Origin of the sequence: Amycolatopsis sp. NPDC058986 (assembly GCF_042741125.1) — a bacterium.
Lineage (GTDB): Bacteria > Actinomycetota > Actinomycetes > Mycobacteriales > Pseudonocardiaceae > Amycolatopsis.
In genome coordinates this window covers 56,644-81,501 of sequence record NZ_JBHYJW010000034.1, presented here as the reverse complement: position 1 = coordinate 81,501, position 24,858 = coordinate 56,644, and the positions used below count along the sequence as shown (strand labels likewise).

31 protein-coding genes are annotated in these 24,858 nt (G+C 69.6%); 11 read left to right on the top strand and 20 right to left on the bottom strand.

The genetic code is table 11. The annotated features are described in order from the left end of the window. The 3 genes from ACFW0G_RS27495 to ACFW0G_RS27485 form a co-directional block, all read right to left on the bottom strand. Positions 1–179, bottom strand: a 179-nt coding sequence (locus tag ACFW0G_RS27495) for a DUF397 domain-containing protein (protein WP_378328310.1), incomplete at its 3' end; no start/stop codon positions are given. Positions 180–265: 86 nt separating this feature from the next. Further along, positions 266–445, bottom strand: a complete 180-nt coding sequence (locus ACFW0G_RS27490; RefSeq protein ID WP_378328290.1) for a DUF397 domain-containing protein — start codon at positions 443–445, stop codon at positions 266–268. Continuing rightward, complete coding sequence (locus ACFW0G_RS27485) at positions 442–1,314, bottom strand: Scr1 family TA system antitoxin-like transcriptional regulator (RefSeq protein ID WP_378328289.1); 873 nt, start codon at positions 1,312–1,314, stop codon at positions 442–444. Before ACFW0G_RS27485 ends, ACFW0G_RS27490 begins: the two co-directional genes overlap by 4 nt. A gap of 165 nt (positions 1,315–1,479) precedes the next feature. Between ACFW0G_RS27485 and ACFW0G_RS27480 the strand changes: the two genes are divergently transcribed. The 3 genes from ACFW0G_RS27480 to ACFW0G_RS27470 are packed head-to-tail and all read left to right on the top strand — an operon-like array spanning position 1,480 to position 2,246. Further along, positions 1,480–1,701 carry a hypothetical protein gene (locus tag ACFW0G_RS27480; protein WP_378328288.1) on the top strand — a complete coding sequence of 74 codons (222 nt, stop codon included), beginning with the start codon at positions 1,480–1,482 and terminating at the stop codon, positions 1,699–1,701. Further along, entirely contained in the window at positions 1,701–1,964 is a 264-nt protein-coding gene (locus tag ACFW0G_RS27475; protein ID WP_378328287.1) for a hypothetical protein, read from the top strand. The genes ACFW0G_RS27480 and ACFW0G_RS27475 overlap by 1 nt, the downstream gene beginning before the upstream one ends. A gap of 45 nt (positions 1,965–2,009) precedes the next feature. Continuing rightward, a complete protein-coding gene (locus ACFW0G_RS27470) occupies positions 2,010–2,246 on the top strand; it encodes a hypothetical protein (RefSeq protein WP_378328286.1) in 237 nt (78 codons plus the stop codon). A gap of 91 nt (positions 2,247–2,337) precedes the next feature. Here the strand turns inward: ACFW0G_RS27470 and ACFW0G_RS27465 are convergent, their stop codons facing one another. The 3 genes from ACFW0G_RS27465 to ACFW0G_RS27455 form a co-directional block, all read right to left on the bottom strand. After that, positions 2,338–3,816, bottom strand: coding sequence for an AAA family ATPase (locus tag ACFW0G_RS27465; RefSeq protein WP_378328285.1), 1,479 nt, complete (start codon positions 3,814–3,816; stop codon positions 2,338–2,340). A 130-nt stretch (positions 3,817–3,946) separates the two neighbouring features. Beyond that, on the bottom strand, positions 3,947–4,960 hold the full coding sequence (locus ACFW0G_RS27460; protein ID WP_378328284.1) for a DUF5919 domain-containing protein: 1,014 nt from the start codon (positions 4,958–4,960) through the stop codon (positions 3,947–3,949). Between the two features lie 185 nt (positions 4,961–5,145). Beyond that, positions 5,146–5,331 (bottom strand): hypothetical protein, encoded by a 186-nt coding sequence (locus tag ACFW0G_RS27455; RefSeq protein WP_378328283.1) that lies wholly within the window; start codon positions 5,329–5,331, stop codon positions 5,146–5,148. A gap of 216 nt (positions 5,332–5,547) precedes the next feature. Here ACFW0G_RS27455 and ACFW0G_RS27450 point away from each other — a divergent pair, with 216 nt between their 5' ends. Next, the gene (locus tag ACFW0G_RS27450; protein ID WP_378328282.1) at positions 5,548–6,462 is read left to right on the top strand and encodes a universal stress protein; all 915 of its coding nucleotides are present in this window, start codon (positions 5,548–5,550) and stop codon (positions 6,460–6,462) included. Between the two features lie 10 nt (positions 6,463–6,472). On the opposite strand, the gene ACFW0G_RS27445 is transcribed toward ACFW0G_RS27450, so the two are convergent. After that, a complete protein-coding gene (locus tag ACFW0G_RS27445; protein ID WP_378328281.1) occupies positions 6,473–7,201 on the bottom strand; it encodes a CPBP family intramembrane glutamic endopeptidase in 729 nt (242 codons plus the stop codon). A gap of 66 nt (positions 7,202–7,267) precedes the next feature. Here ACFW0G_RS27445 and ACFW0G_RS27440 point away from each other — a divergent pair, with 66 nt between their 5' ends. Beyond that, positions 7,268–8,326 carry an acyltransferase family protein gene (locus tag ACFW0G_RS27440; protein WP_378328280.1) on the top strand — a complete coding sequence of 353 codons (1,059 nt, stop codon included), beginning with the start codon at positions 7,268–7,270 and terminating at the stop codon, positions 8,324–8,326. A 40-nt stretch (positions 8,327–8,366) separates the two neighbouring features. Here ACFW0G_RS27440 and ACFW0G_RS27435 read toward each other — a convergent pair whose 3' ends face one another. After that, positions 8,367–8,999, bottom strand: a complete 633-nt coding sequence (locus ACFW0G_RS27435) for a lamin tail domain-containing protein (protein WP_378328279.1) — start codon at positions 8,997–8,999, stop codon at positions 8,367–8,369. 77 nt (positions 9,000–9,076) lie between these two features. Further along, positions 9,077–10,219: a M50 family metallopeptidase gene (locus tag ACFW0G_RS27430; protein WP_378328278.1), complete on the bottom strand. Its 1,143-nt coding sequence runs from the start codon at positions 10,217–10,219 to the stop codon at positions 9,077–9,079. 218 nt (positions 10,220–10,437) lie between these two features. On the opposite strand from ACFW0G_RS27430, the gene ACFW0G_RS27425 reads away from it, so the two are divergent. Both ACFW0G_RS27425 and ACFW0G_RS27420 read left to right on the top strand, forming a co-directional pair. Next, positions 10,438–10,704 (top strand): DUF1876 domain-containing protein, encoded by a 267-nt coding sequence (locus ACFW0G_RS27425; protein ID WP_378328277.1) that lies wholly within the window; start codon positions 10,438–10,440, stop codon positions 10,702–10,704. A 28-nt stretch (positions 10,705–10,732) separates the two neighbouring features. Beyond that, on the top strand, positions 10,733–11,434 hold the full coding sequence (locus tag ACFW0G_RS27420) for a CBS domain-containing protein (RefSeq protein WP_378328276.1): 702 nt from the start codon (positions 10,733–10,735) through the stop codon (positions 11,432–11,434). Between the two features lie 52 nt (positions 11,435–11,486). Here ACFW0G_RS27420 and ACFW0G_RS27415 read toward each other — a convergent pair whose 3' ends face one another. The 4 genes from ACFW0G_RS27415 to ACFW0G_RS27400 all read right to left on the bottom strand — a co-directional run bounded on the left by ACFW0G_RS27415 (position 11,487) and on the right by ACFW0G_RS27400 (position 13,797). Next, entirely contained in the window at positions 11,487–11,990 is a 504-nt protein-coding gene (locus ACFW0G_RS27415; RefSeq protein ID WP_378328275.1) for a GNAT family N-acetyltransferase, read from the bottom strand. After that, entirely contained in the window at positions 11,977–12,822 is an 846-nt protein-coding gene (locus tag ACFW0G_RS27410; protein WP_378328274.1) for a universal stress protein, read from the bottom strand. Before ACFW0G_RS27410 ends, ACFW0G_RS27415 begins: the two co-directional genes overlap by 14 nt. Further along, entirely contained in the window at positions 12,822–13,244 is a 423-nt protein-coding gene (locus tag ACFW0G_RS27405) for an OsmC family protein (protein ID WP_378328273.1), read from the bottom strand. The genes ACFW0G_RS27410 and ACFW0G_RS27405 overlap by 1 nt, the downstream gene beginning before the upstream one ends. Before the next feature lie 268 nt (positions 13,245–13,512). After that, positions 13,513–13,797 (bottom strand): dsRBD fold-containing protein, encoded by a 285-nt coding sequence (locus ACFW0G_RS27400; protein ID WP_378328272.1) that lies wholly within the window; start codon positions 13,795–13,797, stop codon positions 13,513–13,515. Between the two features lie 270 nt (positions 13,798–14,067). Between ACFW0G_RS27400 and ACFW0G_RS27395 the strand changes: the two genes are divergently transcribed. Next, positions 14,068–15,462, top strand: a complete 1,395-nt coding sequence (locus tag ACFW0G_RS27395; RefSeq protein WP_378328271.1) for an MBL fold metallo-hydrolase RNA specificity domain-containing protein — start codon at positions 14,068–14,070, stop codon at positions 15,460–15,462. Positions 15,463–15,536: 74 nt separating this feature from the next. Here the strand turns inward: ACFW0G_RS27395 and ACFW0G_RS27390 are convergent, their stop codons facing one another. Next, positions 15,537–16,643: a glutamate--cysteine ligase gene (locus ACFW0G_RS27390; RefSeq protein ID WP_378328270.1), complete on the bottom strand. Its 1,107-nt coding sequence runs from the start codon at positions 16,641–16,643 to the stop codon at positions 15,537–15,539. Positions 16,644–16,821: 178 nt separating this feature from the next. Continuing rightward, a complete protein-coding gene (locus ACFW0G_RS27385) occupies positions 16,822–17,529 on the bottom strand; it encodes a hypothetical protein (protein ID WP_378328269.1) in 708 nt (235 codons plus the stop codon). Positions 17,530–17,843: 314 nt separating this feature from the next. Between ACFW0G_RS27385 and ACFW0G_RS27380 the strand changes: the two genes are divergently transcribed. The 3 genes from ACFW0G_RS27380 to ACFW0G_RS27370 all read left to right on the top strand — a co-directional run bounded on the left by ACFW0G_RS27380 (position 17,844) and on the right by ACFW0G_RS27370 (position 19,179). Further along, positions 17,844–17,984, top strand: coding sequence for a tryptophan 7-halogenase (locus tag ACFW0G_RS27380; RefSeq protein ID WP_378328268.1), 141 nt, complete (start codon positions 17,844–17,846; stop codon positions 17,982–17,984). Between the two features lie 132 nt (positions 17,985–18,116). Beyond that, positions 18,117–18,512, top strand: coding sequence for a nitroreductase/quinone reductase family protein (locus tag ACFW0G_RS27375; protein WP_378328267.1), 396 nt, complete (start codon positions 18,117–18,119; stop codon positions 18,510–18,512). A gap of 127 nt (positions 18,513–18,639) precedes the next feature. Then, positions 18,640–19,179, top strand: coding sequence for a flavodoxin family protein (locus ACFW0G_RS27370; protein ID WP_378328266.1), 540 nt, complete (start codon positions 18,640–18,642; stop codon positions 19,177–19,179). A 97-nt stretch (positions 19,180–19,276) separates the two neighbouring features. Here the strand turns inward: ACFW0G_RS27370 and ACFW0G_RS27365 are convergent, their stop codons facing one another. The 5 genes from ACFW0G_RS27365 to acsA are packed head-to-tail and all read right to left on the bottom strand — an operon-like array spanning position 19,277 to position 24,572. Continuing rightward, positions 19,277–19,531 (bottom strand): phosphopantetheine-binding protein, encoded by a 255-nt coding sequence (locus tag ACFW0G_RS27365; protein WP_378328265.1) that lies wholly within the window; start codon positions 19,529–19,531, stop codon positions 19,277–19,279. Beyond that, complete coding sequence (locus tag ACFW0G_RS27360) at positions 19,528–20,940, bottom strand: dihydrolipoamide acetyltransferase family protein (protein ID WP_378328264.1); 1,413 nt, start codon at positions 20,938–20,940, stop codon at positions 19,528–19,530. Before ACFW0G_RS27360 ends, ACFW0G_RS27365 begins: the two co-directional genes overlap by 4 nt. After that, on the bottom strand, positions 20,864–21,832 hold the full coding sequence (locus ACFW0G_RS27355; protein ID WP_378328263.1) for an alpha-ketoacid dehydrogenase subunit beta: 969 nt from the start codon (positions 21,830–21,832) through the stop codon (positions 20,864–20,866). Before ACFW0G_RS27355 ends, ACFW0G_RS27360 begins: the two co-directional genes overlap by 77 nt. Beyond that, entirely contained in the window at positions 21,829–22,815 is a 987-nt protein-coding gene (pdhA, locus tag ACFW0G_RS27350; protein ID WP_378328262.1) for a pyruvate dehydrogenase (acetyl-transferring) E1 component subunit alpha, read from the bottom strand. The genes ACFW0G_RS27355 and pdhA overlap by 4 nt, the downstream gene beginning before the upstream one ends. Then, a complete protein-coding gene (gene acsA, locus ACFW0G_RS27345) occupies positions 22,812–24,572 on the bottom strand; it encodes an acetate--CoA ligase (RefSeq protein ID WP_378328261.1) in 1,761 nt (586 codons plus the stop codon). Before acsA ends, pdhA begins: the two co-directional genes overlap by 4 nt. Between the last annotated feature and the right edge of the window lie 286 nt (positions 24,573–24,858).

Genomic DNA, 24,858 nt, shown 5'->3' with positions numbered 1-24,858 from the left:
TAGTTGTGGGTGATCGTGGTGAGTAGGGCGTGCCAGGCGGAGCCGTTGACGGTTAGTTGTCCGTGTGTGCGGTCTTTGCTGTCCCGGATGCCCACGATGTTGCCGAGTTTCACCTCGACGCAGTCGGCGCCATCTTTGCTCCGGTTTGATGTGAACCAGTCGTCGCGCCCAGTTGTCATTTCTGGTTCTCCGCTTCATTGATCGGGGCCGCCCGGTCCGCGGGGAAAGCCGGTGTCTCGGTGCGCCGGGACACCGGCCGGTCTGGTTAGTTGTGGGTGATCGTGGTGAGTAGGGCGTGCCAGGCGGAGCCGTTGACGGTTAGTTGTCCGTGTGTGCGGTCTTTGCTGTCCCGGATGCCCACGACGTTGCCGAGTTTCACCTCGACACAGTCGGTGGTCTCCTTGCTCCGGCTTGACTTGAACCAGCCATCGCGCCTAGTTGTCATTTCTGACTCTCCACTTCATTGATCACTTTGTTGATGTAGTCCACGGTGGCCGCGGGTTCCAACGCCGCTTCCTTTGCCCCGTCGGCCTCCCGCCGATGAGCCGCGACGTCATCGGCGTCCTTGAGGATCAGACCGCTTCGCTGAGTTTCGACATGGACGATCGACTCGCGAACGTCGGAGTCGACGATGATGAACGGACCGGAGAGCACCGGCGACCATCCCGCCGAGTACGGGACGAGCCGGACCTCGACGTTCGGCAGTTCCGTCATCTCCAGCAGATAGCGCAGCTGGTCCGCCCATATCTCGCGGCCGCCAATGACATACCGGATCGCGGATTCGCCGAGGAGAACCTCCAGGTGCGCGGGATTCCGGCGGGTGATGAGTTCGCGGCGTCCGATGCGCATCGCCACCCGTTCCACGATCTCGTGTTCGGGCAGCTTGCCCTTGCGCATGATCTCGCGGATGACGTCGCTGGTCTGGAGGACGCCCGGGATCAGCAACGGCGTGACCTGCGTGACCTTGGTGGCCGTGTGCTCGAAAGCGAGCATTGCGTTGAGTTGCTGGCGACGCTCCGGGAGGGTGACGGCGAGCCACTGGCCGCCCTGGCCTTCGCTGGTGGCGGCCGCCAGGAGTTCCGCCAGCTCGGTCGCCGTCGCCTCGTCGAGGTCCAGTGCCTTGACAATGGCGTCGACCTCTTCCGGCTTCGGGATCCGCTCGCCCTTCTCCCAGCGGGAAAGCAGACCGGAGTCCGACTCCTTGCGGCCGATCGCCAGGGCCATCGACCGCTGCGTGAGCTTGCGTGCCTCGCGCACGGCCTTGAGTGCCGCGCCGAGTTCGGCCGCCGGAGATCCTGAGTTGCTACCCGCCATGCAGCACATGGTAATGCAGGACTGCTGGAGCCCGGACGTCACCCGATGAGGTCATTGCACACTTCTGCTACCTGTGATGATACTTGGTGCACATCACCGGTAGCGCCGGTATCACGCGTCGGGCGGCAAGCCTCGCGCACCACCATAACGGGGAGTTGGTTCGCCATGACGAGGTGGCGGTGGCAGCTGCGCCGGATCACCCCGGCCCGCACGCTGGCCGGGCAGGCGACCCACGTCGTGGTGGGGATCGTGCGCTCGGCCGCCGGTGAGCGGATGGCCTTGCAGACCGGCGACGAGGGCGAGCCGGTGATCCTGCCGCCCCGCGCGATGGCCGAGCTGGTCGCGAACACCCGGGCGGTGCTCGACCGTGACGTCGGCGGCGCGTGATGGATCTGCGCCGCTGCAACGTGCCGGGGTTTGTGCTCCTGTACTGCAACGAGCCGGATGTGGAGCGCATCCACTGGTACCGGCGGATCGAGGTGGCCGATCTCCGGCTGGTGCTGCTGGTTCCACGGTGCGAGGAGGACAAGCCGTATCCGGATCGGCATCCTCGCGGCACCCTGCTGGACCGCGTCGAGTTCCGGCCCGGGGTCAAGCCGAGATGGTGCCGGAGCTGCCTGGGCATCCTGCCCGTCCGGCGGAGGGTGTGAACGAGCCGCGCGTGTGGTCGCGGCGGGAAAGGAAGGTTGTCGGTAATGGTCGATTGTCAGGGTATCTCGGTCAGCATGTGGGTCGATCTGGACTCGTCGTGCCGCGTCAAGCCGAAGGTGTTCGAGGAACAGCTTCAGCTCGAGTTCGGCACCCGTACCGGCACGCTGGGCATGATGATCACGGAGGACATGGTGGACCGGCTGTCCGTCGTGTTCGCGGAGGCGAAAGCGCGAATCCGGGAGCTGGCCGGTCAGGACGAGCAGGAGGTCATGACCGTTTGACGCGATCCGCGCTCGTCGTGTGGAGGCTCCCTTGGCGAACGTCCACAAGGGAGCCTTCCGGCACGGCGGACGTGCCTGCCTGAGCCGGTGGTCAGCGCAGGTGGGCCAGCGCACGGTCCAGGGATTCCGCGGGGGTACCGGTGCACAGGACCGGATGAGCCTCGGGCCAGGAATCGGCGTCGGTGGCCATGTGCGCGGCGACGTCCGGTGTCGCGTCCGAAAAGGACGGTCCGCGGGAGGTCAGGCGTTCGGCCGCGGTGGCCGCGGGGACGTGACAGCGCAGCGCGACGAGGTCGCTGTGCGTCCGGGTGGCGACCTCCGTCGCGAGCTTCCGGTGCGTTTCCGTGTTCCACGAGGCGTCGATCACCACCGTCTCGCCCAGTGCGAGCAGGGCCCCCGCGCGATGGGTAAGTTCCGCGTAGGTCCGGTCGGTGTGCGCGGGATCGTAGAGACCATGCCGATAGTCGTCCGCGGCGGAGGTTTCCGGGGACAATCCGGCCACTTCCTTGCGGACGCGATCGCTGAGCAGCAGGCTCGCGCCGAGGTGATCGGCGAGGGCAGCGGCGACGGTGGACTTCCCGGTGCCGGGCAGCCCGCCGACGAGGATCAGCCGCACCTTGGCGCGGCGCAGGTGGTCCAGTGCGAGCCCGGCGTACTCACGAGCGAGGGAAGCCGAAGACTCGTCGCCTTGGGCGTGGCGCAGGCAGGCCACCTTGACCCGCACGAAGGCACGGTAGGCGACGTAGTGGTGCCGGAGTGCCGAGGGAGCGGGGTCCCCGGCGAACTCGGCGTAACGGTCGAGCAGCCTGGCGGCGAGGTCGGCGGCGCCGAGCCGTTCGAGATCCATGGCCAGGAAGGCGACGTCGTCGAGCCCGTCGAGCCGACGGAGCCGGTCGTCGAACTCGAGGCAGTCCAAGACCCGGGCGCCGTCGTCCAGGCAGAAGATGTCGTCCGCGAGCAGATCGCCGTGCCCGTCGACGATCCGGCCGTCCGCGATCCGCCGATCGAACAGCGGCTCGCGCCCGGCAAGGAACTCGCGGGTCAGGTGCTCGATCTCGGCGGCCCCGGACGGATCGAGCACCTGCCGGTGGAAGGGCCCGACCTGCGTGAAACTGGCTTCCCAGCGGGCACGGATCGCGTCCCGCGAGCCCTCGGCCGAGATTTCGGCGCTCCGCTCGGCGCGGGCGTGGAAGCCCGCGAGGAGGCGGGCGAGCCGGTCCACCTGTACATCGCACGGCTCGCCGGTGGTGACCACAGTGGACAGTCGGCGCTCCTCCGGCATCCGGCGCATGACGACGAGGTGGTCGCACGGTTCGCCGTCCGGCCCGGTCACGTCGGCGACGCCGAGGTAGACGTCCGGAGCGAGCCGGCGGTTGAGTTCGACCTCCCGGTGGCAGACACGCTCGCGCGCCTGCCGGGAGGTGAAGTCCAGGAAGCCCAGGTCGACCGGCTTCTTCAGCTTGTAGGCGCGATCGCCGAGCAGGAACACGGCGCCGATGTGGGTCTCGTGCACGTCGGCCCAGGCAGGTGGCGAGAGAACCGGCGGCTGCACTGGTAGTGGTGAGGCCATGACATCAGCCTCCTCCGCGCCGGGATCCGCATACAGGGCCGGATGTCATCACAACGGTGCCCGGGGTACCCTCCCCGCCGGGACGTCGTGGGCCTCCGGGCGTGATGAGCTGTCCCCGTCGCCAGACGCATCAACCGACCGACCGCTGGGTGGGCGACCAGGCTTCACTGAACGAGTCCACGTACTCCGGTTTTCCGTTCGCGACTCTGATGTACTTCGCGCTCGGATCGGACCAGAGACTCTCGAAATGCTCGTCGATCCGTTCGGTGATCGACGTGCGAATCTCATTTGGGTGAGCGAAGCCGTTGGTGGAGGATGCCATCTCTCCATGCACCTTCAAGAAGGGAGTGTTCATGACAAGCTCACCGCGCCAGAAGAGGCCGATCAGGCGAACCTTGTCGTACCCGAACAGGCACAGTGTCGGACTCGCGTCGTAGGCCTTGACCTGGATCTTGTGTCGTGCTTCGGGATGGTTTCGGAAAAGGTGGTCGAACTGCAGGATCTCGGTCGCGATCTGGTTCTGTACGAACGATTCGTCGGCTCCTCGGCTGAGTTCGAGGCTTCTCGACCGTGCATGCTGGGAATCGTGCCGGAGGATGAGGATTCGGATGTCGCAGTCGTTGGCTGCGGCCTTGACCAGCGTGTCGCCGAGCTCGTTCAGTCCGCCGACCCAGTTCGACAGTACTCTTATCGAGTAGGCTTTTCGCATATTTGGCACGAGGTCGGAAACGCGGAGCGAGTCATAGCCGCCCTCGATTCCGGTGTGGCGGAACCGGCGCAGCAGGCTGCTCGTGTCTCCTACCGCGGCTGTCATCTTGTTTGTGAACTCGCGTCCTCGGAAAAATGTGGCTATCCCTTTGATTTCGAGGCTCAAGTTGGTCAGCATCGCGTCGACTTCGTCGACTTTGCGTTCGACGTCGGCCATCTTTGTTACGCGCTGGAGAAGTGAGGTCACGGCCAGTAAGGCCAGGATTCCCAATGTCAGTTCGACGAGTGACTCTTCGGAAATCGACACGAAGAAATGTGCGAGAAAGGCTGCGATTCCGACTGTGGCGGTGATGAATTCGAAGATCACTGCGATATATCTTCGAATAAAGGCGATAGCTGGGCGTATTTCGGGTATGGTTTCGGGCCTGTCCACCATGGTGTACTCCCGTTCTGGCCGAGCATCTGACGGCGGCAAGGTGTCGGCTGGGTGATGCGAGGTAGTCGCCTTGGTGGAAGTCGTCGTTACGCGGAGAAATAGTCTTACTGGAGATGTCTTTGAATCGTTAGCAGAGATTGCCCGTATGGTTAACCGGGTACGGCGGGTGACGGAGTGTGGCGTGTCTACTCTGACGTGGCAAACTTTGTTGCCGTACAACGCTCAAGCTCGTGCGACCTGATCAGGCCGGGACGAGCGAGATCGACCACCGGCCGGCGGTAGCCGACCAGCCGAAGCCGAACGCGCTTGCCCAGGGAAACGGCGTGGTCGGCGAAGCGTTCGTAGCAGCGGCCGCGGAGCGCCATGTTCATGGCGGTCTCCTTCTCGGTAAGCCTCACGCATCGGCGTCCTCCAGACGGGCGCGGGACCGGTGGTTTTTCGACGGTACGAAGGGCGCGGCGGGCGCATGTAGGGCCGGTGGGCTCGACCAGCAGGGCCGTTCGCCTCTGCGTCGCGGGCACGCGGGCGGCGAAGCTGGCTACCGGACGGTGCGCGGCGGACTCGAAACGGAAGGAGAGTGACCATCGATGGCCGGGAACATCAGGGAACCGGTGGTGGTCGGCGTGGACGGCTCGGCCTCGGCGCTGCGGGCGGTGCGGTGGGCCGCGGCCGAGGCACGTCGCCGGTATGCGGCTCTGCGTCTCGTGCACGTCGTCGACGAGGCGCCGCTCGCCGCCGTCCGGTTCGTGCCGCGCTATGACGAAATCGTGCGCATCGCCGGTATGCGGGGGCGTCGGCTGCTGCGGCAGGCCAGGGACCTTGCCCGTGAGGCCGAGCCGGGGGTCGCGCAGAGCGAGCAGCTGCTGCGGGGAACGGTGACCGGGCGTCTGCGTGCCGAGTCCGAAACGGCGGGCCTTCTCGTACTCGGCACCGAGACGATCGGGACGATCGGCCGGCTGGCCGCGGGGTCGGTCACGCTCGACCTCGCCGTGCACGCTTCGTGCCCGGTGGTGCTCGTGCGGCCGCATGTCGCCGAGGAGGAACCGCCGGAGAGCGGGCCGGTCGTAGTGGGTGTCGCCGGGACGCCGGCGAGCGAGGCGGCGCTCGCGTTCGCCTTCGAGGAGGCCGCTTCCCGGAACACGGGGCTGGTAGTGGTGCACAGCTGGGACGACGGGCTGCTGGCCTCACTGTTCGAGGAAAGCCACGAGCGCCTCGACCACGCGGCCGTCGACGAGCACGAGCACGGCCTGCTGGACGGGCGGCTCGCGGACTGGACGGGGAAGTACCCCGACGTCGCGGTGGAGCGGGTCGTGGTGCGTGGCCGTCCCGCGTCCCGGTTGCTCGACCTCGCCGACCGCGCGCAGCTGCTTGTCGTCGGCAGCCGGGGCCGGAGCGGTTTCACCGGGCTGCTGTTCGGCTCGACCAGCCAGGACGTGCTGTCCCGCGCGCTCTGCCCGGTCGCCGTCGTCCGTGACGGCGAAGTGCCCGGCCGTCGCGATTGACCTGGCGGTTCTAGGGATGGGCGAGCACCCAGGACGCGAGCACCAGCCCGCCGGAGTTGGTGGTCAGGTGCACCAGCACGGGGGCCAGCAGCCCTCGGCCGGTGTGCCGCCACCAGTACAGGAACACTCCGGCGCCGGCCGCGGCGAGCATCGCCAGTGCCGAAACGACGGCGAGCGGGAGTCCGCCCACGGTCGCGTGCACGGCGGAGTTGCGCACGAGTGCCAGCGAGGGCAGCAGATGCCACAGTCCAAAGAGGACAGCCGCGCCCAGCACGGGCAGCCAGCGCCAGCGGTCCCCGGCGCCGAGCAGCGCGGGAAGCACGCCGCGGAACGCGACCTCCTCCACCAGCACGGTCCCGAGCGGGATACGGACCAGCGCCAACCACACCAGTTGGGCGGCGCTGGGCGAACCCACCCGGCCGTCGTGGAACAGCGGCCGCAGCGCGGGGACGGCGAGCGCGATCCCGAATCCCAGCGCGATCAGCGCGGCACCGATCAGGCCGACCAGCGCGGCGCGGCCGAGGTGACGCCGTCCGAGCCCGATCGTGGCGGGCCGGAAACCGGCGAAGCAGGCGAGCCCGACCAGCAGGCACGCGGTGACCGCGCCGCACACCGGATACGCCCAGCCGGGGAGGACCCGGTTGGCGAGGGTGGTGGCGGCCGCGAGCAGCAGGACCGCCGTCACGACGGCGACGACCCGGCGTGGGAGGGAAAGCGGGGGCGCGGCAAGAGTGTTCATTCTGCTTCCCAGTGTGCGCCCGGACACCGGGACGGCGCCACGAACGTATCGGAGCGTGACCTCTTCGTGGACTGGCTGCGCGGGGCCAGCCTGGTCGTGGTGGTGGTCTGGCACTGGGCGTTCACGATCCTGCGCTGGTCGCCGGACGGGCCGAGCCCGACCAGCCCGCTGGGTTTCCTGTCCGGGCTGTGGATCCTCACCTGGGTGCTGCAGGTGATGCCGGTGTTCTTCTATGTCGGCGGATACGTGCACCTGGTTTCCTGGGAGCACGCTCGTGATCGCGGGGAGCGGCTCACCAGGTACGTGTGGAGCCACGTCCGGCACCTCGTGGTGCCCGCGGCGGCGCTGGTGATGACCTGGGCGGTGCTGGGCACCGTGCTGGGAACGGTGTTCGGTCTGCACTGGATGCGGAGCGCCGTGCTGCTGGTGCTCAGCCCGCTGTGGTTTCTCCTTGTGTACGTGGTGTTGCTCGCGTTGCTGCCGGTGTGGCTGTGGCTGCACCGCCGGTTCGACGTCCTGGTGCTGGTGTGGCTCGGCGGCCTGGCGATGCTCGTCGACGTGCTCCGGTTCCGCTACGGCGTTTCGTGGGCGGGCTGGATCAACATGCTCGTCGTGTGGGCGCTGGCTCATCAGGCCGGGTTCTTCTTCCGGCGGCTGACGGACGCGCCTCGCGCGCGGAGCCGCGCGTTGTTGTGGGCGGGCCTGTTCGCACTGGCGGGGCTGGTGTTTTCCGGGCTGTATCCCGGTTCGATGGTCGGCGTACCGGGGGACCGCCTCTCCAACATGGGACCGCCGACCTTCGTCATCGTGGCACTGCTGGTGTTCCAGATCGGAGTGGCCGAGCTGATCCATCCGATGCTGCGACGCTGGTTCGCCCGACCGCGGCCGCACCGGTTCACCGAGCTGCTGGCGCGGTTCGCGCTGCCGCTTTTCCTGTTCCACACCACGGGGATGGCGCTGGCACGCGGGTTCGTCTACTTCGTGCTGGACCACCGCATCGTCGACGATCGCGCGCCGGACCTGATCTGGTGGGCACAGCGGCCGCTCGCGATACTCGGCCCGTTGCTGTGCACCGTGCCGCTGATCGTCCTGTTCGGCAGGCGGGGAAGCCACCACGCGACGTGAGCCGGGGAGCGTGACCGGCGATCAGTGGCGAAGCCCGATTTCAAGGCGCGCCAGGGGGTTCCGGCCACTGGGCCCCGGGAGTGCGTGGCGTCGGGTTGAAGTCGTTCCGGTTGTTGTCGGTGTCCCAGCTCAGGTAGTTGCGGGACATGGACAGGCCCGATGACGGCGGCGGGGTGCGCGCGGGCGGGCCCTCCTGCGGGCACGCCGAGCGGAACGGTGCTGCCCATCCGACCGCGTCGACCCGCCGTCCGGCGGGGTCGAAGAGAGCCACCGCGCCGACGTCGGCGGGCATCAGGTCGGGGCCGACGAACTGCACCACGTTCGTCTGGTCGTAGATGGTGCCGGCGAAGTCCTGGCCCGTCACGACGAGGTACTGGCCCACGGCGTTGGCGGGTTGCAGCACAAGCCCAGCCGGAAGGATGAGGACGGTGGTGACCGCGCAGGTGGACCCGTAGAACCGCAGGGTGAAACCGGTGAGGCTCAAGGGGGTGGTGCTGATGTTGCGCAGTTCGAGGAACTCGTCCTTCTCGCCGGTCGCGCCCGAGGGGGCCACCTCGTTGACCACGACCGTGGTCGACACCTGGGGAGCGAGGCCCCGCGCTTCCGACGGCGCGGCGGTGACGGTCGGCAACGTGAGCGCGGCGAATACCCCGGTGACGAGACGGCTCAGCATGGCGTCGTTTCCTCTCGTCCTGAGTCATGTGGTGCTTTCCATGCTGGGCAGGGAAAACCACGCTCACAAGGGGCCAGTCAGCCGTCGGCGGGCACGGGACGGCCGAGCAGGGCCAGTTCGGCGGCGCGTGCGAGGTCGTCCGCGTCGACGACGCCGGAGAGCCGGTCGTCCTCGACCACCAGCACGAGGTCTCTTCCCTGGCGCAGTACGGTTTTCGAGAGCAGATCCGCCACCTGGGTTCCAGCGTCCACTACGGACACTTTTGGTGCGGTGCGGCAGACGTCGGCAACCCGGATGTTGAGCCGGTCCTGTGGCGTCAGCCGAGTGAGTTCGCCGAGGCTGATGACGCCGGTCGGCTTTCCGTTGAACGACACCACGGGGAAGGCGCGTTGTCTGGTGGAGGGGGTGAGCTGGTCGAGGAAGCCTTCGATCGTCAACCACTCGGGCGCGGTGACCGGGGCCGGATCCATGACCGCGCGGACCGCGAGGCCGCCGAGCCGTTCCCGCACGGTGTGCCCGGTGAGTTCGGCCTGCGCGGCGGCGAGCAGGAACCAGCCGACGAACACCAGCCACAGCCCGGAGATCCCGCCGAACAGCATTTCGGCGAGCCCCATCGCGGCGACGAGCAGCCCGAACCCCTGACCGGCACGCGTGGCGATCTCGGTGGCACGGACCCGGTCGCCATATCGCTGCCACAGCAGCGCATGCAGGATCCGGCCGCCGTCCAGCGGTGCGCCCGGGAGCAGGTTGAAGACTCCGAGCACGAGGTTCGTGAGCCCGAACCAGTAGAGCGCGGCCAGGGGAAGCGGGATCGGCCAGGCTCGCAGGACGAAGGCGGCTCCGAGGCCGGTGCCGCCGAGCAGCAGGCTGGTCATGGGCCCGGCCGCGGCGACGAGCATCTCGGCGCGGGGAGTCGCCGGTTCGCCGTCCAACTCGGTAGCGCCGCCGAGCATCCACAAGGTGATGCGGCGGACCCGGCACCCCTGGCGCCGGGCCACGAGCGCATGGGCGAGTTCGTGGGCCAGCAGTGTCGCGAGGAAGCCGATGGCGGTGACCACGGCGGCTATCCAGTACGCGGCTACGGGCTGGTGCGGGGCGGAACGCGGCAGGACGTCGGCGGCGAGCAGCTCGGTGAGCAACGCGAGAACGAGCAGTACCGACCAGTGCGCGCCGACGGTGATACCCGCCCAACGGCCCAAGGGGAGTGCGGTGCGGAACATGCCAGGTCTCACTTCCCCGGCCGCGGCGGCCGGTCCGACGGCGAGCGCTGGATCGATGGGGCCCCATTCGTTCTCCACCTTGCGTCCGTGGCCGCGATCCGGCCTAGAGCCGAACTACCTCACGCGGTGGGTCCTATGCCGGTGGCTGGTGACGTTCGGCCCTTCCGGCTGCGGCTGCCCGGCGCAGATCGTGGAGGGGACGGAACAAGGAGGTCCTGATGCGAGAAAAGCGTTGGAGGGTCGAAGTCTTCGTCGACGAGCACGAGGCAAGGACCCGGGCCATCGCGCGGCTGGAGAACCCCGACCACACCGGGCTCGTCGGAACCGGGCTCGCCCGGCTGAATCCGCGTGACTCGGACGTACCGGAAATCGGGGACGAGCTGGCCGTGTCCCGTGCGCTCGCCGATCTGGCGCACCAGCTGCTCGACGCCGCGGCACGGGACATCGAAGGCGTGACGGCGGAACCCGCGCGGTTGCGGGAATGACCACGGTCCCCAAGAGAAGGAGTCCGAGATGAGCCACCAGCATCAGGTGCGTTCGGTGATGAAGACGAATGTCGCGACCGTGCACCCGGAAACTCCGTTCAAAGCGGCGGCCGCCCTGCTCGCGGCCTGGGGTGTCAGCGGCGCGCCCGTGGTGGACAGCGACGGTCTGGTCATCGGCGTCGTCTCGCAGGGCGATCTGCTGGAGCGCAAGGCGGGCCGAGCACGGCGACGCCGTTTCCACCACCGGCTCCACAGCAAGGCGACCGGGCGGTTCGTGGCCGACCTGATGACCGCGCCCGCGATCACGGTCGACCAGGAGGCCGACGTGTCGCGGGCCGCGCGGCTGCTGGAGGAACACCGGATCCACCGGCTGCCGGTCGTGGACTCCGCCGGGAAGCTCGCCGGCTTGGTCACCAGGGGGGATCTGTTGCGGGTTTTCCTGCGGCCGGACACCGAAATCCGGGCGGAGATCCGCGAAGAGGTGATCGAGCGCGTGATGTGCGTCGATCCGCGGGATTTGTTCGTGTCGGTGCACAACGGCGTCGTTACGCTGAAGGGGCAGCTGGAACGGGCCAGTCTCGTCACGATGTTGCTCGAGTTCGCCCGCCGGGTCGACGGTGTCGTCGAGGTGCGGAACGAGCTGACCGCGAAGCTGGACGACACCCGGCTCGGCGAGGGCGCGGCGGCGCAGGGCAACGTCGGGGTGTTCGGGGCGATGTTGAAGAAGTGATCGTGTGGCCGAGGTCGGGCGACGCGCGGTGGGGTCGCGCTGCGCCGTGCGGTCAGCGGCGCAGCCGGACAGTGCCCTCGGCGATCCCTTCGGCGATAGCGCGCTTCCCGCCCGCTTCGTCGAGCAGTTCGGCGACCGGCCGGTTGTCCGCGAGATAGGTCGCGGTGAACCGGTCGTAGCCGTGCCGCAGCGCCGCTTCGGCCAGCAGACGCAGCAGCGCCGTGGCCACCCCGGCACGCCGCCACGCGGGATCGACGACGACGGCGACCTCCGCTTCGCCCGGTTCACCGGTGGCCTCGTACCGGGCGACCGCGACGCCTTTGCCGTCGGGGTCACGCGCGATCAGGGCGTAGCGGTGGTCGTAGTCCAGCTCGGTGAGCCGCCGCAGCAACTTCGGGGTCACCTTCGGCGGCGGCCCGCAGAACCGGCGATACAACGTTTCCGCGTCCGCGGTGCGGATCGCCTCACCCAGTTCCGGTGCGTCATCGGGGCCGAGCAGCGTGACGGTGACCGTACGCCCATCGCTCAGCTCGACGAGGCGGCTATTCGGTTCCATTGCCGTGCTCGAACCGGGTCAGTGGCGGGACAACGGCGACCGGGCAGGGTGCGTGGTCGAGCAACTCGTGCGTCGTGATGCCGAGGACGGGCTGCGCTCGGGCCGGTCGGAGCCGGGAGCCGAGCACGACCAGCCGCGCCGTCGACGCCGCACGGACGAGTGCCTGGCCCGGGTGACGACCCCGGACGAACCGGAGACGGGCCAGCACACCTGGATACCTCGCTGCCCAGGTCTCGAAGCGTTCGGCCAGCAGGCTTCGTGCGGACTCATCGGGTTCGTAGCCGTCCCACACCCAGACCGCGATCAGCGGGCAGGCGCGCGCGTCGGCCGCGGCGAAGGCGAAGTCGAGCGCGCCGTGATGGTCGGCGGCGTCGGTTCCCACTACCACGGCGGCGCCGCCGGGCGTGGTGTGTTCCGGCAGTCCCCGGTGCACGACCACCGGTGACTCGGCACGTGCGGTCACGGTGCGGGCGACCAGGCCGAGCAGCGAGGTCGTATCGTGCTCCACTCCCGAGGCGCCGAGCGCGACAAGTCCTGCCTCGGCCGAGTGCGCGACCAGGCTCTGGGCGGCGTCTCCGGCTTCCAGAAGCGGCTGCACCGAGAGCCCTGGTGCAGCCCTCTCAGCCGCTTCTTCGGCCGCTCGCAGGCTTCGTTCGCCATACCGCAAGGCGGAGTCGTCCGGACATGGCCCGTTCGGCGACCCACAGACGTGCAAGAGCCGGAGCGGCACCTCGCGCCGCGCGGCTTCCCTCGCGGCCCAACGGGTCGCTCGGAGGCTCAGCGCCGATCCGTCCACTCCGGCCAGCAGCGGCAGTCGCGTCGTGGAGGCCATCACAGGTCGATGCCGACGGCGACCATGCTCGGCTCGGCGACCTGGACCTCGACATGCGGCGGGTGGCGGAGCGTGTTGTGCACCGTGCAGTGCTCGATCGCGGAAAGCAGGTTTCGTTCCTGGTCGGGCTCGATCGGGTCGGGCAGCACGACCGTCAGCTCGACGCGGCCGACCCGCACCGGCCCGGTCCGCATGGACCAGCGGCCGTGGACCGTGAGACCGGCCGCGGGCAGCCCGGCCGCGCGCAGATGGTTCACCGCGTAGTGCGCCGCACACCCCGCCAGAGCCATCACCAGCAGTTCGACCGGGGTGGGCCCGAGTTCGGTCCCGTCATCGGAGGGCTGGTCGACCAGTACCACGTGATCGCGGGTTTCGAGGCGGAACTTGTCCGCCGCCAGGTGAGTCACCGTGACTGTCGCCATGACGTTCTCCCATCTCCTGGTCCCAGCGTCGCTCCCGCGACCACCGCACGAGGAGGGACGGAAGTCCCGTCCGGACAAGCGAACGTCCTGTCCGTACCGGCGGAGAGCCGGAATACCCCGGCCCCGGAGTCCTTCGTCACTGTTCCCGGCCATGCCCGTCCCATCACCGGGTGCCGGGGGCAGGTTTTCCCCGGGACGACGGCGCCGGGTTCCCCGGGAACCGCGCTGTTCGGGAATCATGATCGTGGCGGCGAAGCGTCCAGCCGATTCAGGCGCGGGCCAGCGGGGCCGGCCGGTCCAGCCTGGCCGCTGCTGTTTCGACGTCGATGACGACCGCTTCCAGCAGTTCCTCGGTGAGGTCGGACAAGGCCCGTCCGATCGCCAGGTAGGTCCCGACCTGCGCCACCTCCTCAGCGTCCCGAACGTCGTGGGCGAGCCCTACTCCGCAGAACTCGTGGTTGTCCGGACTCTTGAGGAGGATGTGGGCACGCGTGCGGTGCGGTGTGCGCTCCAAAGCCACATCGAATGTCCACTTTTCGCGGTCATCAGTCATGGTCGCTCCGTTCCTCGGCCAGAACTCTGGCAGCTCGGCCGGATGGAGCATAGGGTCGTAAGTCCTTCGCCCGGCCGTGTCAGCCGCCGGGCGAGCAGGATGTAGGGCCGGTCGGCGCGATCAGCGGGGTCGTTCGCCTCTGCGTGCCAGGTGTGCCGCGCGCGAGGCTTGAACACACGACGACTCACGTGCCGCGAACTACGCGGTCCACAGCGGCTCGCGATCATAGTCGTCCACTGTGGATAGTCGAACGGAACGAGGAGTACCCAGATGGCCACAACCGGGCCTGCGCGGCCGCCGTCGCTGACCTTCTACGGCGGGGCGGGAACGGTGACCGGCAGCAAACACCTCGTCGAAACCGAAGACGCGCGGGTGCTCGTCGATTGCGGGCTGTTCCAGGGACTGGCCGAACTGCGCAGGCGGAACTGGGCGCCGATGCCGCCCCGGCTGGCAGGGGTGGACGCGGTCGTGGTGACGCACGCGCACCTGGACCACTGCGGGTACCTTCCGGTACTGGCTCGCGCGGGCTGGCGTGGTCCGGTGTTCGTGACGCCGGGGACCGCCGAGCTGGTCCCGATCGTGCTCAAGGACAGCGCGCACCTCATGATCGAGGAAGCCGAACACGCGAACCGGTACGGCTGGTCCAAGCACCGCCCGGCACTTCCGCTCTATGACGCCGAAGACGCGAAGAAGGCGATCCGCCAGTTGCGGGTGGTCGAATACGGGCGGGACACCGAGATCGCGCCGGGCCTCACCCTCCACTTCGGACAGGCGGGGCACATCCTCGGATCGGCGTGGGCGCGGCTGGACGCGGCCGGGCGCCGCGTGGTGTTCAGCGGTGACCTGGGCAGACCGCGGCACAGCCTGCTGCGGCCGCCGCAGCCGCGGCCCTCCTGCGACGCGCTGGTGCTGGAGTCCACCTATGGTGCCCGGACACACCACGACGCGAACGCCCTCGCGACCTTGGCGGAGACCATCCGCCGCACGGCCGGCAGGGGCGGGAGCGTCCTGATCCCCGCGTTCGCCGTCGACCGGACCGAGGTCGTGCTCGTCACGCTGGCGAAACTGATGCGGGACAAGGAGATTCCGGAGCTACCGGTGTATGTGGACAGCCCGATGGCGCTGGCGGCGTTGCGGGTGTACCGGGAGGCGTTGCGGCAGGGCTGGCCGGAGATCCGCCCGGAGCTGGCCGGGCACGACCCGCTGACGCCGGGCAGGCTCACGGAGCTGCGGACGGTCGAAGAGTCGATGCGGGTCAACGCGCCGCGGATGCCGTCGATCGTCATCTCCGCGTCCGGGATGGCCACCGGCGGGCGAATTCTGCACCATCTCGAATATCTGCTGCCGGATTACCGGCACACCGTCCTGATCGCCGGGTACGCCGCCGCGGGAACCCGTGCCCGTCAGCTCGCCTCCGGCGCCCGGCAGATCAAGATCCACGGCCGTTACGTCCCGGTACGCGCCGATGTCGTTCAGCTCGACGCGTTCAGTGCGCACGCCGACGCCGACGAGCTGGTGGCGTGGGCGAGTACGGGGGAGCCGCCGGGGACCGCGTATCTGGTTCATGGTGAGCCCGACGGCTCCGCGGCACTGGCCGAGAGGTTACGCGCCGAACACGGTCTCGTCGCGGTCGTTCCGCGAGATCGCGAACGAGTTCTGTTGTGACGTAAGGACTACGTGTCGTCCAGTGCCGGGATTCGTGGCAGGAGAGCGACACCGGTCGCGGGTGGCTTCGCCGGTCATCGGTGCGGGCCGGTCACGGTGGCTCCGGCCAGCCGGGCGACGAACGTGGCCGGAGAGGCCGAAGCGGCGCGCAGTGCGCGCTGGCGTGCCGCGCCTCCACCGTGTCCCCGGAGTTCGTCCACGCGCCGCTTCACCACGTCGAGGTCGCCGCATGCGTCGAGAGCCGGAAGCAGATGACCCAAGAGTTGGTCGACGAGGCGTTCATGAGAGAGCACGGCCCCGGTCCGGACATCGAGGCCAGGACCGGTCAGCCCGTGCCGGGCGGCGGCGGACAGCGCTTCGGATATCGCACGGTCGTGAACGGGACGGACCGGAGGCGGATCGTCTCGGAGTGCCGTGACGGTGAGCGCGCGTACCAGCCCGGCCAGCAGCACCGCGTCTTCGACGTCCAGACAGGTATCGGCGATCCGGACCTCCACGGTCGGGTAGCGGGGTGAGAGCCGCGCGTAGAAGTACAGGCCGCGCTCGTCGGGTGCGGCACCGGACCGGATCGCCTCGGTGACTTCGGTGTCGTAGTCGGTGACGCCCGGCCACGCCGAGGGCGGTCGTGCGGTGGGCCAGCGGGACCACAGGGCGTACCGTGCGCTCGCCCAGCCGGACTCCCGGCCGTGCCTGAACGGCGAGTTGGCGGTGATCGCCAGCAGGACCGGTAGCCAGGGCCGCAGTTCGGCGATGACGCGGAGTCCGCTCTCGCGGGACGGGATGCCCACATGCACATGGCAGGAACAGGTTCCCGCGTCGGCGATGAGACCGGGGAACCGTTTCGCGAGCGTGAGATACCGGCGGCTCGGGGTCAGGGCGGAGGTACCCGGCGCGACTCCGAAGGGGGCGACCCCCGTGGCCGCGACGACGCAGCCGGCGCGATCGGCGGCATCGGCCAGCCGCCGCCGGAGTCTCGTCAGGTCGGCGCGGACGTCCTCGAGCCGGCGGCGGACGGTGGTCGCGGTTTCGATCTGGAAGCGCATCAGTTCCGGCATCACCGTGGGTTCACGGGCGAGCAGTCCCAGCAGCCGGGGGGCGGCGCACACCACCTCACCCGTCTCCGGGTGGAGCAGGAGGAACTCCTCTTCCACCCCGAGGGTGACCGCGTCATGAACGTCCACTATGGACGAGAGAGTCGCCGGCCGAGGTTCGGCACCGGTAGGTGATCAAGGCATGGCATGGTCGTCTCCTCACACTGAACTGCCGGTGTGCCGCCCCGTCTCCGCACCCGGCCGGGGAGCGGACCGCTGGAGTTCGTGCTCTCGGTCGCCGCGGTGAGGGGTACCCACGTCGGCGCGGTCAATGCGCGATGTCGACGACCACCCGGCGGATCTGGTCGCCGGAGTCGAGCTGGGTGAAGACGCGGAACGGCAGCCGGACGCGTACTCCGACGGCGAAGGTGCACTGGCTTTCGAAGGATCCGGCGAACCGCACCGCACGCAGCGACGGCCAGCCCGCCAGCTGGGCGGGACCGTACAGCTGGTCGCCGGTCCTTGCGAGTACCCGGCCGGGCTGATGCCCGGAGTCGTCATCGCCGAGTCCGGGCGCCCGGACGACCACTTGGAGCACCGCGCCGCCCGGCACCGGCAGGGGTTCGCCCCTGGGGTCGGAGGTCACGACCGGGACGTACCGCACGGAGAATCCCGCCGGTGCCGGGCCGTTGAGGTCGAAGACGACCCGGTCGTAGCAGTCGTGCCTGCCGATACGGACCAGATAGAGGCTCGCGCGGCTGAATCCCTCGGCTGCCTTGGGCGCCGCGCCCCATCCGTCTGTTCCGCATGATTCCGGAGCGGCTACAGGTGCGGTCGGCACGGCCGAAGTGCCGAGCGGAGGGGCCGAGGCGCTGGGAGAGGGCGGCGGGGGAGCCGGGTCGGCGGTCGGGGCGAAGTCCGAGGCGGTCGCCGGGGTACCCGGCGGCACCGGTGCCGCGGTGGTACCGCCACCGCCACAGCCGGTCGTGACGAACGCGGTGATCGCCACAACGATCATGGCCCCGAGAGTGCTCATTCCACCCGCCTCCAGCCTGTGGCGCGATGCCTGTCCGATATTCCCGCGTCCGAGGTTCCGGCGGATACGGCCGAAAGTCACCGGCGGCTCGGGCTCTCGCCGAGACCGAAAATGCGCCGTGCCCGTCGTGAACGGGCTCCGTGCTTCGCCCAAGGGGCTGGTCACGTCGGCGTGCTTCCGCAAAAGACTTGGTACGCGGGGACTTTCGTCTGTCGTTCCGGCATCGGGCCCGCGACGCGGACCGGCCGTCGGGTCCTCGGTCGCGGGGACCGAAGTCCCTATCCGGCCGGTCACCGGGCGCGAAAACTGGGGCAATGACACAGCGGATCGTGGTGCTCGGGGGCGGAACCGGCGGGACGATGGCGGCGAACCGGCTGGACCGGTTGGTGGATGACGCCGAGATCACCGTGGTGGACCGCGACGACGAGCACGTCTACCAACCGAGGATGTCGTAGCCGCGCGTCAGCCCCACGCCCGGGCACCTCCGCAGGCGGTCGGGAAAACGTACAGCAACCGTCCAAACACGACAGTCGGTTCCGCGGGGCGCGGCGCACCGCGGCCACCGGTGCATTCCTCGGGAGCTACGCATGCCACGTCGATCCATCCTCAAGTACCGCGTGGTCACGACCCTGCAGCGGCGGGTCCTCAACCCGGTGACCGCCCGGCTGCGCGGTCAGTCCCTGCTGGAGACGACCGGCCGGAAGTCCGGGCTGCCCAGGCGGACACCCATCGGCGGCCGTCGCGTCGGGCGGGAGTTCTGGTTCGTCTCCGAACACGGCCGGAAACCCCAGTACGTGCGCAACATCCTCGCCAAGCCCGAGGTGCGTGTTCGCATCGGCGGACAATGGCATCACGGCGTCGCCCACCTCGTACCCGAGGACGATGCCGTTGCCCGGCTCCGGAACCTGCCCCGATTCACCAGCGCCACCGTCCGGACCGTCGGAACGGACCTGCTCCCCATCCGAGTCGACCTCACCGACTGACCGAGCGCCACGCCGGGAGAAGAGCCGGAATGCCTTGCTTGCCGGGCCTTTCGTTCCTGTTCCCCGGAGTGGTGTGCGAGGGATCGTCGGAATGTCGATCCGGTTGCCCGTACCGAGGAGGTTCCTGATGGGTTCGACGAGGGCCGTCGTGGTGTTCGAATCGATGTTCGGGAACACCGAGCTGGTGGCCGAGGCGGTCGGCGCGGGACTCGCGCCCCACGTGCCGGTCGAGGTGGTGAACGTGGACGACGCGCCTTCGGCCTTGGATGGCATCGGGTTGCTGGTGGCGGGCGGGCCGACACACGCTCATGGAATGACCCGTCGGCGTACCCGGGAAGAGGCGGCCCGCCAGGCGCGGTCCGGTACTCGTTCGAAGCGGACCGGGTTGCGGGAATGGCTGGACACGCTGGAGAAGGCGCCGGCGGAGCTGGCCACGGCGGTGTTCGATACCCGGATCGCGAAGCCACGTTGGCTCACTGGTTCGGCGGCGGTCGGTGCGTGGAAACGGTTGCGGCTACTGGGCTGTGAGCTGCTGGTACCGCCGGAGAGCTTCTTCGTGGACTCGAGCGATCCGGGTACGGTGCTGTCCGAGGGCGAGAACGACCGGGCCCGTGCGTGGGGAGACGGACTCGGTGCCCGCTACGCGACGCTCGCGAACGGGCGGTGACCGAGTTCTCCCGTATCGGCCCGGGGCCGAGGTTCGCCGGACCGGGCCCGGCCGGTTCGCCGCTCGCTGCTTCGGTAACGCAGCGAGCGGCGCCGGTTCACCCTTGTGCGGTGAGGAAATCGGCGGCCGAGCGCAGGGTGAGCAGGCGGCCGTAGTCGTCCTCGTCGATGCGGCGGTCCAGCCCGGTGGACAGCCGTTCGACGAAGGTCTGGAAGTCCATCGAGTCCAGTTCCAACGCGTCGCGCAGGTTTTCGTCGGGGGGAAGGGCACTGAGTTCGTCGTCGGTCGCGAAACCGCGGAGCGCGGACTGAACGAACTCGGTGGCTTCTTCGCGGCTGAGTGGCTTGGTCATAGCTCCTCCGGATGGCGCAGCAGAGTGGCGATGGTGGTGAGCAGCCGGGAGCCGGTCGCGCCGTCGCTGGCGCGGTGGTCGGCGGCGAGGGTGGCGGTGACCAGCGGGCGGATGCCGAGCATCCCGTCGACAGCCCACGGCCGATGGGTGATCGCGCCGAATCCGACGAGCGCCACCTGCGGCGGGTAGATCACGCCGTGCACGGACTCGGCGCCGTTGTCGCCGAGGTTCGTCACGGTCAGCGTGCCCGCGGTCAGGTCGGCCGAGCGCAGGCTTCCCGACCGTGCGCGAGCGACCACGGCACGCAACTCCGCCATGGTCTCCGGCAGGGAAAGCTTCGCCGCGTCGAGGATCGCCGGAGCGACGAGTCCGCCGCCGCGCAGCGCGACGGCGACACCGAGGTGTACGGCGTCGCCGGGCCGGAAGCCTCCGTCGACCCAGTGCCCGTTGAGTTCGGGGACCCGGACGGCGGCGAGTGCGGTCGCCTTGAGCAGCGCGGCGGCGGGGAGGATCCGCTCGGTCACCGGCACGCGACGGTTGTGCTCGCGCAGCCAGGTCATGACCGGGTCGAGGTCGATGGTGCTCGAGAGGTAGTAGTGCGGGATCTCGCGCTTGGCCCTGGCCATCAGCGCGGCGATGGCCTGCCGCATCGCGGCCGGATCCTGGGCGCGCCGTTGCTCCGGTACGTGTCCGGGCGCGGTGGCGGGCCCGGCGGCCGAGCGCACGTGCCGGGCGTGGATCGCTCCGCCCGGTGTCTCCGGCGCGAGCATGGTGAGGTCGACGTCGAGTTCGTGGGCCAGCCGCCGGGCATAGGGCGATACGCGGGCTCGCTCCGTCGTGGTGCGAGCGGGAGCGGCCAGCGCGTGGGCGACGTCGGCGTGGGTGATCCGGCCGTCGCGGCCGGTGCCGTGCAGCCGGGTGAGGTCGACGCCTTCGCGCGCGGCGAAGACACGCGCGGGCGGGTCGGCGAGCCTGATCGTGGCGGGGATGCCCGGCCGCCGGGGCTGGGAGTGTCCCCCGGCGGCCGGGCGGGGCTCGCCTGCCGCGGGCGGTGAGCCCTGCGGTGGCGGCGTCTTCGCCGACGGCGTCCGTGGTGACGTGCCGTCGATCATGGCCAGCGGGGTGCCGACCGGAACCTTGGTACCGACGGGGACCAGGAGTTCACCGACGGTCCCGGTGGTGAAGCATTCGACCTCGATCGCCGCCTTGGCGGTGTCCACGACGGCGACGACGTCGCCTTTGCGCACGGTGTCGCCGGGCCGCACGAGCCATTCGAGTACGGTGCCTTCGGTCATGTCCGCACCCAGCGCGGGCATCAGGAACTCGGCCATCTCAGGCCACCGTCCGGCGAGCCGCCGCGACGACGTCGGCAGGTTGGGGAAGCGCTGCCTGTTCGAGTTGCTGGGCATACGGGATCGGCACCTCCGCGGTGCACACCCGCTCGATCGGCGCGTCCAGTTCGTAGAAGGCCTTCTCCGCGACGCAGGCGGCGATCTCGGCCGAGAGGCTGCCGCTGCGCCAGCCCTCGTCGACCACGACGAGCCGATGGGTCCGGGACACCGAGCCGAGCACCGTGTCCTCGTCCAAGGGCCGCAACGTCCGCAGATCGACGACTTCGGCGTCGACGCCGTCGCGGCCGAGTTCTTCGGCGGCGGTGAGCGCGGTGCCCAGGGTGCCGCCGTAGGCGACGAGGGTGACGTCGGTGCCGGAGCGGCGGATCGCCGCGCGGTCGATGTCGACCGGCCCGGCTTCCGGGGCGAGTTCGCCGGAGACGTTGTACAGCGCGCCGTGCTCGAACAGCAGCACGGGATCGGGGTCGGCCACCGCGGTCTGGAGCATCCCGCGGGCGTCCTCCAGCGTGGCGGGAGTGATGATCCGCAGCCCGGGGATGTGCGCGTACCAGCCTTCGAGGCTGTGCGAATGCTGGGCGGCGAGCTGGCGCCCGGCGCCGGTCGTCATCCGGATCACCAGTGGCACGTTGAGCCGGCCACCGGACATGTGCAGGATGGTGGCGGCGTTGTTGAGGATCTGGTCCAGCGCGAGCAGGCTGAAGTTGACCGTCATGATCTCGACGATCGGCCGCAGCCCGCCGAGCGCCGCGCCGATCCCGGCTCCGACGAAGGCGGACTCCGAAAGCGGGGTGTCCCGGATCCGGCGCGGGCCGAACTCCTCCAGCAGCCCGAGGCTGACCGCGAAGCAGCCGCCGTACGCGCCGACGTCCTCACCCATCAGGAAGGTGCGTTCGTCCTCGCGCAGTACGTCGCGCAAGCCTTCGCGCAGAGCTTCTCGGTATGTGGTCATGATCGCTCCGAGTAGACGAACCTGGTGAGGTCTTCGACGGGCTCGAGCGGGCCGGACTCGGCGGTCGCGACGGCGGTGTCGAGCTCTTCGTCCACTTCGGACTCAAGTGCCGTGATCGCGTCGTCGTCGAGCCCGTCCTCCTCTCGCATCGTCGTGATCAAGCGGGGGATGGGATCGAGGTCCTTCCAGTGTTCCACTTCGGACTTGTCACGGTAGCGGTCCGGGTCGTACATCGAATGGGCGCGGAACCGGTAGGTACGCAGTTCCAGGAAGCAGGGCCCGGCCCCGTTCCGGACGGATTCGACGGCCCGGTCGGCGGCTTCGGTGACGGCGAGCACGTCCATCCCGTCCACCTGCACGGCCGTCATACCGTAGGACGCCGCGCGCGCGGAGAGGTCGGTCTCGGCCTGTGCGCGGTCGATGCGGGTCCCCATGGCGTAGAGGTTGTTCTCGCAGCAGAACAGCACCGGCAGCCGCCAGAGCGCCGCGAGGTTGAGGCATTCGTGGAACTCTCCCTCGGCCACCGCGCCGTCCCCGAACAGGCACACGGTGACCCGGCGCCGCCCGGCCATCTCGTCGGCGAGCGCGAGTCCCGTCGCCACCGGCAAGCCACCGCCGACGATGGCGTTGCCGCCGTAGAAGCGGCGGTCGGCGTCGAACAGGTGCATCGACCCGCCCCGGCCGCGGCTGCACCCCGTGGTGCGGCCGTACATCTCGGCGAGCACCGCGTCCATCGGCAGGCCGCGGGCGAGTGCGTGGCCGTGCTCGCGGTAGGTCGAGACCACCGCGTCCTCCGGCGTCAGTGCCTGCAGCACGCCGGTGGCGACCGCCTCCTCGCCGATGTAGAGGTGCATGAACCCGCGGATCCGCGCGGCGCTGTACAACTCGACACAGCGCTCCTCGAACCGGCGGATCCGCAGCATCTGCCGCAGCAGTTCGGTCCGCTGCTTGGTGCGGGTGATCGGTTCGCTGGCTTCGCTCATGCCGAACCCTCCAATGTGGACAAATCGCCTTCGGGCAGGCCCAGTTCCCTCGCCTTGAGCAATCTGCGCATGACCTTGCCGCTGCGGGTGTGCGGCAGCCGCTGATCGAAGACGATCTCCTTCGGTGCCACCGCCCCCAGCGCACGGCGGCCGAACGCCAGCAGGTCGAGCCGCAGCTCGTCGTTCGGTTCGTGGCCGGGCCGCAGTGACACGAACGCCTTGACCAGCTCGCCGGCGACCGGGTCGGGCTTGCCGATCACCCCGGCCTCCGCGACGGCCGGATGTGCCAGCAGCGCGCTTTCGACCTCGAACGGCCCGACGAGGTGCCCGGCGGACTTGATGACGTCGTCGGCCCGGCCGACGAACCAGTAGTAGCCGTCGGCGTCCCGGCGGGCGACGTCTCCCGTGAGGTACCAGCCGTCGGCGAACGCGGCGGCGTAGCGTTCCGGATCTCCCCAGTAGGTTCGGAACATCGACGGCCAGCCGGGCCTCAGCGCCAGTTCGCCCTCGGCCCCGGGGGCGGTGACTTCGTGCACCTTCCCCTCGATGACGCGGGCGCGGCCGTCCTCGCCGCGTTCGAGCAGTCCCGCCTCGACGCCGGGTAGCGGGCGGCCCATGGAGCCCGGCCGGATCTCCTCGGCGGCGAGGTTGGCGATCATGATCGCCCCGGTCTCGGTCTGCCACCAGTTGTCGTGCACGGGAAGCCCCAGCTTCCGCTCGCCCCACACCACGACCTCGGGGTTCAGCGGTTCGCCGACGCTGGCCACGAACCGCAGTGCGGACAGATCGGCGCCGGGCTCCCGGTCGTCGCGCATCAGCATCCGCAGCGCGGTCGGCGCGGTGTACCAGACGGTGACGTGCTGCTCGGCGAGCACGCGGTACCAGCGCCGGGCGTCGAAGTCGCCCTCGTCGCTGATCAGCGTGACGCCGAGGGTCAGCGGCGCGAGGACGCCGTAGGACATCCCGGTCACCCAGCCCGGATCCGCGGTGCACCAGAACACGTCCTCGGCGCGCAGGTCCAGTGCGTAGCGGGCGGTGACGTGGTGGGCCAGCACGGCCTCGTGGACGTGTAGCGCGCCCTTCGGGGTACCGGTGGTACCGCTGGTGAAATGCAGCAGTGCGGGGTCGTCCGGTGCGGTCACGGCGATCTCGAACGTGGGGTCGGCGGCGGCGAGTGCCGGAGCGAGCGCGATCGTGCCGGGCTCCTCGCCGTCGCCGGTCAGCAGCACGTGCCGCAGGGACGGCAGCGCCGCCCGGATGGCGCGGATTTTCCGGCGGTAGAGCGCGGGTGTGGTGACCAGGACGGTGCCTTCACCGAGATTCAGGCGCTGCCGGATCGGTTCGGGCCCGAACGCCGAGAACAGCGGGGACAGGACGCAGCCCGCCTTGAGCGTCCCCAACGTCGCGACGTACAGGTCGGGGACCCGGCCGAGGAGGGTGAAAACCCGGTCCCCGGTGCGCACTCCGAGACCGCGCAGCAGGTTGGCGAATCGGTTCGTCCGCTCGGACAGCTCGGCGTAGGTCAGCTCATGCGTCCGGTCCCCACGATCCACCCAGCGCAACGCGGTCTTCGCGGCATGGGGGCCGATGGCGTGCCGGTCGACGGCTTCGTACGCGATGTTGAGCCCACCGCCGGGCAGACCGGACAGGAGCGAGCGGGCGGCGGTCCAGCTGAACTCCCGCCGGGCACGGGCGTAGTCGGTCACGTTCGCGTGAGCACGGACGGCACCGGGCTTGGTGATTGGCTGCCAGGTCATCGCCGCCTCGCCGCGTTCAGGACGGGGCGGACGGCGAGCGCGTCGTCCCCCTCGCGGGCGACAGGGACGCCGCCGCGCGGCAGGTCGCGGAACCGCATGTCCACTCCTCCGAAGGTCTGAAGTCCTTTGTGGATGGTCGAGGCCGTTCGGTGCGCCTTTCCTGGGACAGCATCGCCGCGCCGGCCCGGCCCGGCGAGGGTCGTTGGTCCCCGGGACCGGTGCCCTCCGGCCCCGGCGGCGGCCGGTGGCCGGGAGTTCACTGGCGGGGCAGCGCTACCGCCAATCT

Excerpts from the sequence above, each read along its gene's own strand:
- ACFW0G_RS27490 (WP_378328290.1), bottom strand. The coding sequence starts at position 445 with ATGACAACTAGGCGCGATGGCTGGTTCAAGTCAAGCCGGAGCAAGGAG.
- ACFW0G_RS27485 (WP_378328289.1), bottom strand. The coding sequence starts at position 1,314 with ATGGCGGGTAGCAACTCAGGATCTCCGGCGGCCGAACTCGGCGCGGCA.
- ACFW0G_RS27465 (WP_378328285.1), bottom strand. The coding sequence starts at position 3,816 with ATGGCCTCACCACTACCAGTGCAGCCGCCGGTTCTCTCGCCACCTGCC.
- ACFW0G_RS27405 (WP_378328273.1), bottom strand. The coding sequence starts at position 13,244 with ATGGCGACAGTCACGGTGACTCACCTGGCGGCGGACAAGTTCCGCCTC.
- ACFW0G_RS27470 (WP_378328286.1), top strand. The coding sequence starts at position 2,010 with ATGGTCGATTGTCAGGGTATCTCGGTCAGCATGTGGGTCGATCTGGAC.
- ACFW0G_RS27360 (WP_378328264.1), bottom strand. The coding sequence starts at position 20,940 with ATGCCCAGCAACTCGAACAGGCAGCGCTTCCCCAACCTGCCGACGTCG.
- ACFW0G_RS27445 (WP_378328281.1), bottom strand. The coding sequence starts at position 7,201 with ATGAACACTCTTGCCGCGCCCCCGCTTTCCCTCCCACGCCGGGTCGTC.
- ACFW0G_RS27365 (WP_378328265.1), bottom strand. The coding sequence starts at position 19,531 with ATGACCAAGCCACTCAGCCGCGAAGAAGCCACCGAGTTCGTTCAGTCC.
- ACFW0G_RS27425 (WP_378328277.1), top strand. The coding sequence starts at position 10,438 with ATGCGAGAAAAGCGTTGGAGGGTCGAAGTCTTCGTCGACGAGCACGAG.
- ACFW0G_RS27380 (WP_378328268.1), top strand. The coding sequence starts at position 17,844 with ATGACACAGCGGATCGTGGTGCTCGGGGGCGGAACCGGCGGGACGATG.
- acsA (WP_378328261.1), bottom strand. The coding sequence starts at position 24,572 with ATGACCTGGCAGCCAATCACCAAGCCCGGTGCCGTCCGTGCTCACGCG.
- ACFW0G_RS27370 (WP_378328266.1), top strand. The coding sequence starts at position 18,640 with ATGGGTTCGACGAGGGCCGTCGTGGTGTTCGAATCGATGTTCGGGAAC.
- ACFW0G_RS27420 (WP_378328276.1), top strand. The coding sequence starts at position 10,733 with ATGAGCCACCAGCATCAGGTGCGTTCGGTGATGAAGACGAATGTCGCG.
- ACFW0G_RS27375 (WP_378328267.1), top strand. The coding sequence starts at position 18,117 with ATGCCACGTCGATCCATCCTCAAGTACCGCGTGGTCACGACCCTGCAG.
- ACFW0G_RS27395 (WP_378328271.1), top strand. The coding sequence starts at position 14,068 with ATGGCCACAACCGGGCCTGCGCGGCCGCCGTCGCTGACCTTCTACGGC.
- ACFW0G_RS27415 (WP_378328275.1), bottom strand. The coding sequence starts at position 11,990 with ATGGAACCGAATAGCCGCCTCGTCGAGCTGAGCGATGGGCGTACGGTC.
- ACFW0G_RS27355 (WP_378328263.1), bottom strand. The coding sequence starts at position 21,832 with ATGACCACATACCGAGAAGCTCTGCGCGAAGGCTTGCGCGACGTACTG.
- ACFW0G_RS27385 (WP_378328269.1), bottom strand. The coding sequence starts at position 17,529 with ATGAGCACTCTCGGGGCCATGATCGTTGTGGCGATCACCGCGTTCGTC.
- ACFW0G_RS27475 (WP_378328287.1), top strand. The coding sequence starts at position 1,701 with ATGGATCTGCGCCGCTGCAACGTGCCGGGGTTTGTGCTCCTGTACTGC.
- ACFW0G_RS27460 (WP_378328284.1), bottom strand. The coding sequence starts at position 4,960 with ATGGTGGACAGGCCCGAAACCATACCCGAAATACGCCCAGCTATCGCC.
- ACFW0G_RS27455 (WP_378328283.1), bottom strand. The coding sequence starts at position 5,331 with ATGAACATGGCGCTCCGCGGCCGCTGCTACGAACGCTTCGCCGACCAC.
- ACFW0G_RS27450 (WP_378328282.1), top strand. The coding sequence starts at position 5,548 with ATGGCCGGGAACATCAGGGAACCGGTGGTGGTCGGCGTGGACGGCTCG.
- ACFW0G_RS27435 (WP_378328279.1), bottom strand. The coding sequence starts at position 8,999 with ATGCTGAGCCGTCTCGTCACCGGGGTATTCGCCGCGCTCACGTTGCCG.
- ACFW0G_RS27480 (WP_378328288.1), top strand. The coding sequence starts at position 1,480 with ATGACGAGGTGGCGGTGGCAGCTGCGCCGGATCACCCCGGCCCGCACG.
- ACFW0G_RS27400 (WP_378328272.1), bottom strand. The coding sequence starts at position 13,797 with ATGACTGATGACCGCGAAAAGTGGACATTCGATGTGGCTTTGGAGCGC.
- ACFW0G_RS27430 (WP_378328278.1), bottom strand. The coding sequence starts at position 10,219 with ATGTTCCGCACCGCACTCCCCTTGGGCCGTTGGGCGGGTATCACCGTC.
- pdhA (WP_378328262.1), bottom strand. The coding sequence starts at position 22,815 with ATGAGCGAAGCCAGCGAACCGATCACCCGCACCAAGCAGCGGACCGAA.
- ACFW0G_RS27410 (WP_378328274.1), bottom strand. The coding sequence starts at position 12,822 with ATGGCCTCCACGACGCGACTGCCGCTGCTGGCCGGAGTGGACGGATCG.